We start from the raw sequence: 12,573 nt of genomic DNA on the forward strand, positions 1-12,573 counted from the left end.
AGTGTGGGACGACGAACGCGTCCCACCGCGAGCGGAACCTCGCACACTGCGCGCCGCGCCGCGCGCGCTACTTCCGGCGCGCGCGCCCCGTCGCGTGCTCCACCGCGGGGACCCGCACGTCGAGCGACCCGGGGTCGATCTTCGCGCGGAACGCCACGATCTCGCCCACCGGGTCGCCGTCGATCTCGAACTCGTCCGGCTTCTCCAGGCGCAGCGTGAACTCCTCACCGCGCAGGTAGCGCAGCGGACGCTCCTGCTTCGCCGCCGTGGTGATCCGCCGGCCGATCACGGTGTCGGACAGCGCGGACCGGCGGAACCACCGCAGGATCGCGTTCTCCCAGAACACCCGGGCAGCGATCCGCACCCACCCGAAGAACCCGCGGGGCCGCATCACGACGATGTCGAACACGCCGTCGTCGATCTCGGCATCGGGCAGGAGCATGGCGTTGGCCTGGAGCATGCCGCAGTTGCCGACGATGACCGAGTGCGCCCGCACCGAGCCGTTCCGCGCCGACTCGTCGAGCCGGTACCGGAACTCGAAGCCGTCGGTGTCCCGCACGGAGCGGAACAGCGAGTCGAGGTACGCGAGCCACCCCACGCGCTTCTTCAGCTCGGGCCGCGTGTTCGCGAGCATGCGGGCGTCGAGCCCGAGGCCGGCCATCACGAGGAAGCCGTAGCGGTCGCGGGAGCCGTCGGAACGCTCGACACCGAGCAGCCCGAAGTCGATGGACCGGTCGTGCCCGGCGAAGATCGCCCTGGCCATCCCGCCGAGGTCGTCCAGCGGCAACTTCATGTTCCTCGCGAGCAGGTTGCCCGTGCCGCTCGGCAGCAGCGCGAGCGAGGCGTCGGATCCGTGGACCACCTCGGCGACGGCGCGGACGGTGCCGTCCCCACCGGCGGCGGCGACGACGTCGGCACCGGCCTCGAGCGCCGCGCGGGCCATCCCGCCGCCCGGGTCCTCCTCCGTCGTCTCGAACCAGAGGGTCTCGGCCCAGCCGGCTTCCTGCTGGTGCTTCTCGACGGTGCGCTTGAGGCTCGGTAGGTGCACCTTGACCGGGTTGTAGACGACCGCGGCCGTCCGCTGCTCGGTCTGGAGGGCGTCCTGGTCCGCGGGCGCGGTCTCCGAAGGGGTCGACATGCACCAACGGTACCGACCGGATGCTGCGAGCGGAGGCCCTGAACAGGACCAGGGGCGGACTGGAGGCGCGGGTCGGGCCCGCACCGCGCCTCCAGTCCGTCCCCACACGCGACCCGCAACCGTCGCTGGCTAGGATGATCCGGTGATCGATCCCCAGCTGCTGCGTGACAACCCGGACGTCATCAAGGCCTCGCAGGAGGCGCGCGGCGCCTCCGTCGCCGTCGTCGACGAGGCCGTCGCCGCGGACGCGGCACGGCGGAGCGCGATCACCTCGTTCGAGTCCCTCCGGGCCGAGCAGAACGCCTTCGGCAAGACCGTCGCGAAGGCCCCGAAGGACGAGAAGGCCGCGCTCGTGCAGCAGGCCCAGGCGCTCGCCGCGAAGGTGAAGGAGGCGCAGGCCGAGGTCACCGCAGCCGAGGAGTCCTTCACCACCGTCGTGCGGAGCATCCCGAACGTCGTGCTGCCGGACGTGCCGAAGGGTGGCGAGGACGACTTCGTCACGCTCCGTACGGTCGGCACGAAGCCGGAGTTCGACTTCGAGCCGAAGGACCACGCCGACCTCGGCGAGCACCTCGGCATCATCGACATCCCGCGCGGCGTGAAGGTGTCCGGTTCGCGGTTCTACTTCCTGCGCGGTCTCGGGGCCCGGCTCGAGATCGCCCTCATGTCGCTCGGCCTCGACCGTGCAATCGCGGCCGGCTTCGAGCCGCTCATCACGCCGACGCTGGTGCGCCCCGAGACCATGGCCGGCACCGGCTTCCTCGGTGAGCACGCGGCCGAGGTCTACCGGCTCGAGGCGGACGACCTCTACCTGACCGGCACGAGCGAGGTCGCGCTCGCAGGCTTCCACGCCGACGAGATCCTGCCCCTCGAGTCCGGGGAAGCCTTCCGCTACGCCGGCTGGTCGACCTGCTACCGGCGCGAGGCCGGGTCGGCGGGCAAGGACAACCGCGGCATCCTCCGCGTGCACCAGTTCAACAAGCTCGAGATGTTCGCCTACGTCCACCCGGACCAGGCCGAGGCCGAGCACGCCAAGCTGGTCGGGTACCAGGAACAGATGCTGCAGGACCTCGGGCTGCACTACCGCGTGATCGACGTCGCCGGTGGCGACCTCGGCACGAGTGCTGCGCGCAAGTACGACATCGAGGCCTGGGTGCCGACGCAGGGCACGTTCCGCGAACTCACGTCGACGTCGAACTGCACGACGTTCCAGGCTCGTCGCCTCGACATCCGGTACCGCACCGAGAGCGGGAAGACCGCGCCGGTCGCGACCCTCAACGGGACGCTCGCGACCACGCGGTGGATCGTCGCCATCCTCGAGACGCACCAGCAGGCCGACGGCTCGGTCGTCGTGCCCGAGGTCCTCCGCCCCTACCTGGGCGGCGTCGAGGTGATCGAACCCCGATGAGCGCGCAGGGTCGGTTCGTCGACGGTGCGGCCGGTGCGGGAGCGCCGGCACGGACGAAGCGCTGGCTGGTGGCGCTCGACATCGACGGCACCACCATGCGCGAGGACGGCGTCGTCACCGAGGCCGTGATCGCCGCGCTCCGCGATGCCGAGGCGGCCGGACACGAGGTCATGCTCAGCACCGGTCGCAGCGAGGGCATGACCGTCCCGCTGCTCGAGACGCTCGGCATCGCGCCGAAGTACCTCGTCTGCGCGAACGGCGCGCTGATCCTGGGACGTCGGCCCGACGGGTCCTACGAGCGGGTGCACGTCGAGCAGTTCGACCCGACCGAGGTGCTGCAGACGATCCACGGCGCCCTCGAGAACGCCGCGTTCGGCGTCGAGGACCAGACCGGGCACTTCCTGCTCTCCGGCAACTTCCCCAACGACACGATGACCGTCGCCGGTGAGCACGTCCCGTTCGAGCAGCTGCTGGGCGTCGAGGCGACCCGTGTCGTCGTCATCTCGCCCGGGCACGACACCGAGGACTTCCTGCAGGTCGTCGAGCAGATGGGCCTGCACAAGGTCTCGTACTCGGTGGGCTGGACGTCGTGGCTCGACATCGCTCCCTTCGGCGTCACCAAGGCCACGGCGATGGAGCGTGTCCGTGAGTGGCTCGACATCCCGCGCTCGCGCGTCTTCGCCGCCGGCGACGGCCGGAACGACATCGACATGCTGCGGTGGGCGTCGACCTCGGGCCGGGGGGTCGTCATGGGACAGGCTCCCGAGGACGTCGTCGACGCGGGCAACGAGCTCACCGGCGGTGTGACCGACGACGGCCTGGCGGCGGCGCTCGACTCCCTGCCGCGCTAGCCCGGTAGACTTCCCGGGACGCGATCACGTCTCGCCACGTGGTCGCGTCGCTGGAGGGTTGTCCGAGCGGCCGATGGAGCCTGTCTTGAAAACAGGTGGGCAGAGATGTCTCGTGGGTTCGAATCCCACACCCTCCGCCATGGACACACGCCTGCGCCTGATCACCGTCGACGATGCCGCGACGCTCGCCGCCGTGATCACCGCGAGTGCCGACCACCTGCGACCGTGGGAACCGACCCGGTCGCCCGCGTACTTCACCGAGGCGGGCCAGCACGACGTCATCGTCCACGCCCTCGCGGCGGAGCGTGCCGGCACGTCCGTCCCGTTCGTGATCGAGTCGGGCGACGGCGAACTGCTCGGCCGCATCACGCTGAGCGGCATCACGCGGGGCGCCCTGCAGTCGTGCGCGATGGGCTACTGGATCCGCGCCGACCGATTGCGTCGCGGGCACGCCTCACGCGCAGTCCGGGCCGCCGCGGACCACGCCTTCGACGTGCTGCGGCTCCACCGCGTCCAGGCCGAGACGCTGCCCGAGAACGTCGGCTCGCAGCGCGCGCTGCAGGCGGCGGGGTTCACCCGGTACGGTCTGGCGCCGGAGTACATCGAGATCGACGGCGTCTGGCGCGACCACGTCATGTTCCAGCTCCTCAGACCGACGCCCCGGTGATCCCTCGGGTCAGCTGACGAGTCCCGTCACCACGTCGTGCACCACCCGGGCGGCACGGGCTGCCGCGCCGTCGAGGTGCTCCTTGAACTCGTCGCCGTCCGGCGCGCAGAGGTCGCTGATGCACCGGACGGACACGAACGGCATGGCGTGGACGTGGGCGAACTGCGCGATCGCCGCCGACTCCATGTCGACCGCCGCGACCGTGGGGAACGCCGTGCGGAGCACGCGCGCTCGACCCTCGGTGACGAAGATCTCGCTCGAGCCGATCGTGGCCGCGCGGAGCGGGTACCCGGCGTCCGAGGCGAGGGCGAGCCGCACCAGGTGGTCGTCGGGTTCGTACCCTGTGGGCATGCCCGGGACCTGGCCGAGCGCGTAGCCGAACGCCGTGGCATCGGCGTTGAGGTTGACGTAGCGGTCGCCGACGACGACGTCGCCGATCGCCACGCCGTGCATCAGGCCGCCGGCGGTCCCGACGCTGATGACCGGGATCCCCGAGCCGAAGTCGTGGAACGCGTGGGCGACCGCCGCGGTGGCGTTCGTGAACCCGATGCCGCTGCGGCGCACCGCGACGGTGGCGCCGCCGACGTCGAGCAGGTGGTGTTCGTCGTGGCCACCGACCGGACCGTCGAGGATCGGGACGCCGCCGAGGAGACCGGCGAACGCGGACACCTCTTCGCTCATGGCGGCGATGACGACGGCGATCGGGGGAGGGGGTTGCACTGATCGATCTTCGCACGCGGCGTGGACCGACGAGACCGTCGTCTGCGTACCGTTCGTCGTGCGTCGCTGTGATCGGGGAGGTGTGGCCTGGGTCGTCACGCCCAGCGGTTCGCCCCGAGCAACACGGACGTCGTGGCCGAGGGGTCGCTCGCGCTCCGCAACCACCTCGGCGTGCGCGACGTCCTGCGCGCCGACGAGGCACTCCGCGACGAGTACGCCGCCGTGGAGCGCCGCGCTGCCGCCGAGGCGCTGGACATCGACGACTACCTGGCCCGCAAGAGTGCGGTGCTCGACGGGGTGCTGCGTGCGGCGGGCCTCACCGCGGCCGAGCGTGCCTCGATCGCCGCCGTCACCGCGGGTGTCACCGGCCGGGGCGCTCACGGCTGACCTCGACGTCCCCGCCGTCGAACGAACGGCGGCGGCGGACTGTGGATCGTTCCGCCGTCGTGACCGTTCTGGTTCGCGGATCCCGGGTTTCCCGAACCGGAACGGTCACATGCCCTACGGAAGAGGCGGTCCGGCGGCGCGGCGAAGTGCGTCCCGACGGGCCGGGTCCTGAGCGTCGCGAGTCGGCGGAGGCGTCAGGCGGACGCCAGCGCCGGGTACAGCGCGGTGAGCGGAGCACTCAGCCCGGCACGCACGTCGCGGCTGACCTGGTCGGCCAGGACCTCGTGCTCGCCGGCTTCGAGCGCGTCGTAGATCGCCGCAACGATGTCCGCCGGGTCGGCCTTCTCGACGTCGAGGCCGGCCGTCATGCCGGTGTCCGTGTACCCGAGGTGTGCGCCGAGGACCTGGGTTCCCTGGGGTGCGAGCTCGAGGCGCAGGGAGTTCGTGATCGACCAGAACGCGGCCTTCGAGGCGGAGTAGCCCCCGGCCAGTGCGAGCCAGCTGAGCACCGAGTGCACGTCGACGAGCGCGCCCCCGGCCATCGACGGTGCGAAGGCCTTGGCGACCCGGAGCGCACCGAAGACGTTCGTCGCGAAGACGTGCTCGACCTCGTCGACCGAGGTCTCGAGGAGGGGTGCGGACCCGCCGATGCCGGCGTTGTTCACGACGATGGTGGCGTCGGCTGCCGCCCGGGCCGCGGCGTCGACGCTCGCCTGGTCGGTCACGTCGAGGGCGAGCGGCACGATGCGCTCGTCGTCCCAGGTGCGCGGGGAGCGGGCCGTGGCGTAGACCTTGGCGGCGCCGCGGTCGAGGGCCTGCTGGACGAACGCGGCGCCGAGGCCGCCGTTCGCTCCGGTGACGAGGACGGTCGCGTCGGTGAGGGTGGTCATGGGGTCTCCTGTCGAGAAGTTGAGTACGGAATGTGAACCTAGCACGATCCGTCTGCATTCCGAACCCAGGTAGGATGGCTGCATGCTCGGCATCCTCGGCGGCGACGAGCGCTGCCCCATCGCGCGGTCCCTCGACGTCCTCGGCGAGAAGTGGACGCTCATGATCGTCCGCGACGCCCTCGCCGGTTCGACCCGCTTCAGCCAGTTCCAACAGAGCCTGGGCGTCCCGCGCGAGGTCCTCACGGCGCGCCTCGGCTCCCTCGTCGAGGGTGGCGTGCTCGAGCGGCGCGCCTACAAGCCGGACGGCGGCCGCGTCCGCGACGAGTACGTCCTGACCGAGGCCGGCCGCGACCTCTCGCTGGTGCTCCTCGCGCTCGGCGGGTGGGCGGACCGGCACCGACCGTCCGAGCGGACGTCGGACCTCCGATTCGTCGAATCCGCCACCGGCGAACCGGTCGAGGCGGCCGCCCTCGCGCGCACCGGGCAGCGCCGTGTGGAGCTCGACGCCCTCGAAGCAGTCATGGGGGAACCCGCCGGACGGTGACCAGGGGCGGACGGGAGGCGCGGGTCGGGCCCGCACCGCGCCTCCTGGACCACAGGCGGGTGCGTCAGCGACGCACGTCGCACCCGCAACTGGCGCCGCGCACCAACTCGGCGGGGACGAGGTCCCGGTGCCACTGGTTGTCCGCGTCGAGTCCGAGGACCCGGTCGACGGCGGCGGTCGCCATCGTCTCGATCGGCTGCCGGACGGTGGTGAGCTGCGGGTTGGTGTAGTCGGCCTCGACTGCACCGTCGAAGGAGACGATCGCGACGTCGTCGGGTGCGGACAGCCCGAGCTCGAAGAGCGCGCGCAGGAGCCCGACCGCCTGCATGTCGGAGCTGACGAAGACGGCTCGGGGGCCGGAGCCCTCGCCGAACATGCGGAGGCCGGCCTCGTAGCCGCCCCGCCTGGTGAAGTCGCAGCGCACGATCGGGCCGTCGGGAAGACCGGCGTCGCGGAGTGCGCGCATCCAGCCCTGCTCGCGGAGTTCCATCGAGCCCGCGTGGCCCATCACCAGCCCGATCGAGCGGTAGCCGTGCTCGACGAGGTGCCGCGTGCCGTCGTACGCGCCGCTCAGGGCGTCGACGCCGATGCTGGCGTAGTCCGGGACCTCGAAGAAGGTGTTGAGCAGGACCATCGGGATGCCGGGGTCCGTCACGGTGGACAGGTCCGGCCGCGTCATGATGCTCGTGACGATGATGCCGTCGACCTGCCGGGCCGACAGGCTCCGGAGCCGCTCGCGCTCCTGCCCCGCGTCGCCGTCGCTGTTCGCGAGCAGGACGTCGTAGCCGCGTGCGGCGGCGGCGTGCGTGACCGCGACCGCGAGCTCCGACCAGAACGGGTTGTCGAGCTCGGGCACGATGAGTCCGAGCATCTTCGAGGACCCGGTGCGGAGCGCCTGGGCGCTGGCGTTGGGGCGGTAGCCGAGGACGCGGATCGCCTCGCGGACGCGGGCCGCGGTGGCTGCTGCAACCGGGCGGGGCCCGTCGTGGACGACGTAGCTCACGACGGAGGTGCTGACGCCGGCGTAGCGGGCGACGTCAGCGCGGGTGACCGCCCTCGGGGTCGTCGGGACGGTCACGGGTGCCACCTTCGTCGGCTCGGAAGTCGCGTTCGGGTGCCGGCCCGTGCGGACCGACACCCGAACACCACTTGCTACTCGCTGGCGATACTAGACGAGGGCACCACCTCGACGGTCTCGGGAGCGTCGCCGAAGTCCGGCACCTCGAGGCGGACGCCGCCCTGCAGTGCCGACTGGTGGGCGACGATGCCCGGCAGGGTGAACCGGGCGGCGGTCCACGCGTTCACCGGGGGCAGGGTCCGGTCGACGACGGCGCGGACGAAGTCGTCGGCGAGGAACTGGTGGCTGCCCTCGTGACCGGTCGGGACCCCGGCGTACTCGGCGGGCAGGCGGCCGGTGTCGTGCACGGCCGCGTACCCGGAGACGAACGCGTCACGGAGCGAGGGGTCGACCCCGGCGAGGCGCGGGTCGTCGAGCTCCATCGTCGCCTGGGTGTCGATCTGGTCGCTGATGTCGTACGAGTCCTCCTTGTCCTGCCAGACGCTGACCTTGGCGAGCTGCTCGAAGCTGCCCTCCGTGCCGAAGTAGCGGAAGCGGGACTCACGGATGTGCGACGGGTAGCCGACGCGGCGCATCTCGTTGATCCGCATCACCCCGCCGTTGTCGAGCTCGAACAGTGCGGTCGCGTTCGAGAAGTCGTTGTCGAACTGGCTGACCTCCTTGTCGAAGACCCCGTCGCCGCGGTCGTCCTTGACGCCGATGCAGCTGACGCTGACCGCGTGCCCGGGGATCGCCCCGAGGACCCCGCCGACCGAGTGCGTCGGGTACAGCATGGGCGGGTAGCTGGCGGTGCGCTTCCAGTCGTCGCCGCCGCTGAACTGGTACGCGGCGTAGAAGCCGAGGTCCATGTCGTGCACGTAGTCGCCCTCGGCGTAGAAGACGCGGCCGAACGCGCCCTCCGCGACCTTCGAGCGGGCGAACACCGTCGCCGGGTTGTAGTAGCTCGTCTCGCCCATCATGTAGGTGAGTCCGGTCTCGCGGACGGCCTCGATGATGGCCTCGATCTCCTCGACGGAGATCGCCATCGGCACCGCGGAGTACACGTGCTTGCCGGCGCGGAGCGCCTTGACGACGAGCGGCCCGTGCGTCCAGCGCTGCGTGAAGATCGCGACGGCGTCGACGTCGGACGCGAGCACGGCGTCGAAGTCCGGGAAGGTGCCGTCGAGGTGCTGCGACTCGACGAGCTCGGACGCCCGGTCGTCGACGAGGTCGGTCACGAAGACCCGGTCGACGTCGGGGTGCAGCTTGAACAGCTTGGCGAACTGGGGCGCGAACTGGCCCGCGCCGACCATTCCGACAGAGATCATCAGTGACCTTTCCAGGTGGGGGATGCGTCGCCGGGCAGGTCGCTCCGATGCGATCGGGGGCCATCCTGACACGGATGTCTACACGTGACAACCATGATTTCTGACCGGACGAAAACCTCTTGCGGGTAGTAGTCCCCACGTGTAGATTCCCGGCTCACGGACTGCTGCACGTCAGTCCACCGCAGACGAAGGAGTCGCGATGGCCACCGAGAGCCCCGTGTCGTCACCCCTGACGACCACCCGCCCACGGAGCAGGGGAGCGACCCTCGCCCGTGCCCGGACGTCCTCCCCGAGGCGCCGCCCCCGCAACGACCTCTGGTTGGCACTGGTCTTCATCGCCCCGGCGGCCGTCGGCTTCGCCGTGTTCCTGGTGTGGCCGACCCTCCGGGGGATCTACCTGAGCTTCACCAGCTACAACCTGCTCACGCCGCCGGAGTTCACCGGGCTGCAGAACTACGTGCGGCTCGTGCAGGACTCGATCTTCTGGCACTCGATGGTCGTCACGATCGAGTACGTCGTCATCAACATCGTGATCCAGACCGTCGTCGCGCTCTTCATCGCCGTGATGATGCACCGCCTCACGAAGTCGACCTTCGTGCGGGGGATCGTCCTCGCGCCGTACCTCGTGTCGAACGTCGTCGCGGCGCTGGTCTGGCTTTGGATCCTCGACACCCAGCTCGGCATCGGCAACGAGATGCTCGCGGCCCTCGGCCTCGACCGGATCCCGTTCCTGCAGAGCGACGTCTGGGGCATCCCGTCCATCGCGCTCATCAACGTCTGGCGGCACGTCGGCTACACGGCGCTCCTCATCTTCGCCGGCCTGCAGTCCCTGCCCGAGACGGTCTACGAGGCCGGACGCATCGACGGAGCGAGCGAGTGGAAGATGTTCTGGCGCATCACCGTGCCCCTGCTCCGCCCGATCCTGTCCCTCGTGCTCATCATCACCGTGATCGGCTCGTTCCAGGTGTTCGACACCGTCGCCGTCACCACGCAGGGCGGCCCCGCGAACGCGACGAACGTCGTGCAGAACTACATCTACAACCTGGCCTTCGGCCGGTTCCAGTTCGGCTACGCGTCCGCCGTGTCGGTCGCGCTCCTCATCGTCCTCGGCATCATCACGATCATCCAGTACCGCCTCACCCGCTCGGGTGAGTCGGACCTGGACTGAACGGAGCGGCACAGATCATGACCACGACCCTCACCCGTTCCGTCACCACGAAGCGTCCGGCCCGCCCGGGTGCCGGCCACCGACGCCGACCGTCCGTCGGCCGGGTCCTCGCCTGGATCGCGATGATCGCCGTCATCGTCGTCACCCTGTTCCCGTTCTACTGGATCCTCCGAACGGCCCTGTCCTCGAACGGCGCGATCAACTCCGACCCGACGTCCCTGCTGCCGGTCGGGTTCAGCCTCGGCGGGTTCGAGCGCGTCCTCGGGCTGCAGTCGACCGAGGAGGCGCTCGCCCAGGGCGGCTCCGGCGCGGCGCTCGACTTCTGGCGCTACCTGCTGAACTCCGTGATCGTCTCGACCCTCGTCACCGTCGGCCAGGTGTTCTTCTCCGCCGCGGCCGCCTACGCCTTCGCCCGCCTGCGCTGGCCGGGGCGGGACAAGGTCTTCGGCGTGTTCCTCGCCGGGCTGATGGTGCCGGCGATCTTCACGCTGCTGCCGAACTTCGCGCTGATCAAGCAGCTCGGCCTCGTCGACAACCTGCTCGGCATCGCCCTGCCGACGATGTTCATGACGCCGTTCGCGGTCTTCTTCCTGCGGCAGTTCTTCCTCGGCATCTCGAAGGAGGTCGAGGAGGCCGCCCTCATCGACGGCGCGGGCAAGGTCCGGGTGTTCTTCCGGCTCGTCCTGCCGATGGCCGCGGCACCGATCGCGACCCTCGCCGTGCTGACGTACATCACGAGCTGGAACGACTACTTCTGGCCGCTCATGGTGTCGTACACGGACAGCTCGCGCGTGCTCACGGTGGCGCTCGGGGTGTTCAAGTCCCAGTCGCCGCAGTCCGGCACCGACTGGGCCGGACTCATGGCGGCGACGCTCGTGGCGGCGCTCCCGATGATCGTGCTGTTCGGCGCCTTCGCCAAGCGGATCGTCAACTCCATCGGCTTCTCGGGCATCAAGTAGGACCAGGCAGGACTGACATGACGAACGAACTCTCCCGTCGCGCGCTCTTCGCCGGCGGCGCCTCCGCCCTCGCGCTCGGCGCGCTCGCCGCGTGCTCGTCCCCGAACCGGGGCACCTCCGGCGGCCGTGCCGGCACCAGGACCGTGAGCTACTGGCTCTGGGACTCGAACCAGCTGCCCGCGTACCAGGCCGTCGCCGACGCCTTCCACGAGCAGAACCCCGACATCACCGTGAAGATCACCCAGCTCGGCTGGAACGACTACTGGACGAAGCTCACCGCCGGGTTCATCGCCGGCACCGCCCCGGACGTCTTCACCGACCACCTGACGAAGTTCCCGCAGTACTCGGACCTCGACGTCCTGTACAAGCTCGACGAGCTCGAGGCGACGAAGGACATCCGCGACGACGACTACCAGTCCGGCCTCGCCGAGCTGTGGAAGGGGAAGGACGGCCACCGTTACGGGTCGCCGAAGGACTGGGACACGATCGCGATGTTCTACGACCGCGGGGCGATGGCGAAGGCCGGTGTCGCCGAGGCCGAGCTGCAGGACCTCGAGTGGAACCCCGACGACGGCGGCACGTTCGAGCGGATGCTCGCGCGTCTGACGGTCGACCGGAAGGGTCGGCGTGGCGACGAGCCGGGCTTCGACAAGGACGACGTCGACGTCTACGGCATCTCGTCGAACGGTTCGGGAGGTGACGGGTTCGGGCAGACGCAGTGGTCGCCGTTCACCGGGTCGATCGACTGGTTCTACACGAACGAGAACCCGTGGGGCGACAGGTTCCGGTACGACGACCGCACCGTGCAGAAGACCCTGGCGTGGTACTACGGCCTCGCCGAGAAGGGCTACATGGCGAAGTACGGCGTCTTCTCCACGACGACCGGTCCGGAGGTGCAACTCGGGGCGGGCAAGTGCGCGCTGTCGTTCAACGGCTCGTGGATGATCGGCGCCTACCTCAACATGACGAAGCTCGACATCGCCCTCGCCCCGACGCCGAGGGGGCCGGTGGGCCACCGGGCGTCGATGTTCAACGGGCTCGGCGATTCGATCACGAAGCAGGCGCGGGACCCGGAGGCGGCGGCGAAGTGGGTCGCGTTCCTCGGCAGCGACGCGGCGCAGCGCATCGTCGGCGAGGCCGGCATCGTGTTCCCCGCGCGGCCCGCCGGCACCGAGGCCGCGGTGGCGTCCTTCCGCAAGCGCGGGCTCGACGTCACCGCGTTCACCCGGCAGGTCGAGGAGGGGACGACCTTCCTGTTCCCGGTGACCCGCAACCCCGCCGACGTCCAGGCGCTGCTGCAGCCGGCGTTCGACGACGTGTACGCGAACGGCAAGCCGATCAGCACGCTCACCGGGGTGAACGAGCAGGTGAACACCCTGCTGGCACTCACCTGAGCCGCGCGTTCGTGGGCCGCCCCCCCCCCGCCCGGCGGGGGGGGGGGGGAGCGCGCCCCCCG

The 12,573-nt window shown here is 70.4% G+C and carries 13 protein-coding genes and 1 tRNA gene; 9 read left to right on the top strand and 5 right to left on the bottom strand.

Annotated features, from left to right (window positions below; all coding sequences use genetic code 11):
- Window positions 1–67 precede the first annotated feature (67 nt).
- Window positions 68–1,138: a diacylglycerol kinase family protein gene (locus Q7F20_RS00365; RefSeq protein ID WP_305738137.1), complete on the bottom strand. Its 1,071-nt coding sequence runs from the start codon at window positions 1,136–1,138 to the stop codon at window positions 68–70.
- A gap of 142 nt (window positions 1,139–1,280) precedes the next feature.
- Here Q7F20_RS00365 and serS point away from each other — a divergent pair, with 142 nt between their 5' ends.
- From serS to Q7F20_RS00385, 4 genes are all read left to right on the top strand, one after another.
- Window positions 1,281–2,546, top strand: a complete 1,266-nt coding sequence (serS, locus tag Q7F20_RS00370) for a serine--tRNA ligase (RefSeq protein WP_305738138.1) — start codon at window positions 1,281–1,283, stop codon at window positions 2,544–2,546.
- Window positions 2,543–3,397 (top strand): HAD family hydrolase, encoded by an 855-nt coding sequence (locus Q7F20_RS00375; RefSeq protein WP_305738139.1) that lies wholly within the window; start codon window positions 2,543–2,545, stop codon window positions 3,395–3,397. The genes serS and Q7F20_RS00375 overlap by 4 nt, the downstream gene beginning before the upstream one ends.
- Window positions 3,398–3,449: 52 nt before the next feature.
- Window positions 3,450–3,537: transfer RNA gene (locus tag Q7F20_RS00380), tRNA-Ser, on the top strand.
- Window positions 3,537–4,064, top strand: coding sequence for a GNAT family N-acetyltransferase (locus tag Q7F20_RS00385; protein ID WP_305738140.1), 528 nt, complete (start codon window positions 3,537–3,539; stop codon window positions 4,062–4,064). The genes Q7F20_RS00380 and Q7F20_RS00385 overlap by 1 nt, the downstream gene beginning before the upstream one ends.
- Before the next feature lie 9 nt (window positions 4,065–4,073).
- Here the strand turns inward: Q7F20_RS00385 and mtnN are convergent, their stop codons facing one another.
- Complete coding sequence (mtnN, locus tag Q7F20_RS00390; RefSeq protein ID WP_305738141.1) at window positions 4,074–4,784, bottom strand: 5'-methylthioadenosine/S-adenosylhomocysteine nucleosidase; 711 nt, start codon at window positions 4,782–4,784, stop codon at window positions 4,074–4,076.
- Between the two features lie 87 nt (window positions 4,785–4,871).
- Here mtnN and Q7F20_RS00395 point away from each other — a divergent pair, with 87 nt between their 5' ends.
- Window positions 4,872–5,171 (top strand): GrpB family protein, encoded by a 300-nt coding sequence (locus Q7F20_RS00395; protein WP_305738163.1) that lies wholly within the window; start codon window positions 4,872–4,874, stop codon window positions 5,169–5,171.
- A gap of 194 nt (window positions 5,172–5,365) precedes the next feature.
- Here Q7F20_RS00395 and Q7F20_RS00400 read toward each other — a convergent pair whose 3' ends face one another.
- Window positions 5,366–6,061, bottom strand: a complete 696-nt coding sequence (locus tag Q7F20_RS00400; protein WP_305738142.1) for an SDR family oxidoreductase — start codon at window positions 6,059–6,061, stop codon at window positions 5,366–5,368.
- Between the two features lie 82 nt (window positions 6,062–6,143).
- On the opposite strand from Q7F20_RS00400, the gene Q7F20_RS00405 reads away from it, so the two are divergent.
- Window positions 6,144–6,605: a helix-turn-helix domain-containing protein gene (locus Q7F20_RS00405; RefSeq protein ID WP_305738143.1), complete on the top strand. Its 462-nt coding sequence runs from the start codon at window positions 6,144–6,146 to the stop codon at window positions 6,603–6,605.
- A gap of 64 nt (window positions 6,606–6,669) precedes the next feature.
- Here Q7F20_RS00405 and Q7F20_RS00410 read toward each other — a convergent pair whose 3' ends face one another.
- Together Q7F20_RS00410 and Q7F20_RS00415 are read right to left on the bottom strand one after the other, a co-directional pair.
- Window positions 6,670–7,683: a LacI family DNA-binding transcriptional regulator gene (locus tag Q7F20_RS00410; protein WP_305738144.1), complete on the bottom strand. Its 1,014-nt coding sequence runs from the start codon at window positions 7,681–7,683 to the stop codon at window positions 6,670–6,672.
- 74 nt (window positions 7,684–7,757) lie between these two features.
- Window positions 7,758–8,990: a Gfo/Idh/MocA family protein gene (locus Q7F20_RS00415; RefSeq protein ID WP_370871588.1), complete on the bottom strand. Its 1,233-nt coding sequence runs from the start codon at window positions 8,988–8,990 to the stop codon at window positions 7,758–7,760.
- A gap of 199 nt (window positions 8,991–9,189) precedes the next feature.
- Between Q7F20_RS00415 and Q7F20_RS00420 the strand changes: the two genes are divergently transcribed.
- The 3 genes from Q7F20_RS00420 to Q7F20_RS00430 are packed head-to-tail and all read left to right on the top strand — an operon-like array spanning window position 9,190 to window position 12,511.
- Complete coding sequence (locus tag Q7F20_RS00420) at window positions 9,190–10,158, top strand: carbohydrate ABC transporter permease (protein ID WP_305738145.1); 969 nt, start codon at window positions 9,190–9,192, stop codon at window positions 10,156–10,158.
- 17 nt (window positions 10,159–10,175) lie between these two features.
- Window positions 10,176–11,117 (top strand): carbohydrate ABC transporter permease, encoded by a 942-nt coding sequence (locus Q7F20_RS00425; protein WP_305738146.1) that lies wholly within the window; start codon window positions 10,176–10,178, stop codon window positions 11,115–11,117.
- A 17-nt stretch (window positions 11,118–11,134) separates the two neighbouring features.
- Complete coding sequence (locus Q7F20_RS00430) at window positions 11,135–12,511, top strand: sugar ABC transporter substrate-binding protein (protein WP_305738147.1); 1,377 nt, start codon at window positions 11,135–11,137, stop codon at window positions 12,509–12,511.
- Window positions 12,512–12,573 lie beyond the last annotated feature (62 nt).

Origin of the sequence: Curtobacterium sp. A7_M15 (assembly GCF_030705415.1) — a bacterium.
In the GTDB taxonomy this organism is placed as follows: Bacteria; Actinomycetota; Actinomycetes; order Actinomycetales; family Microbacteriaceae; genus Curtobacterium.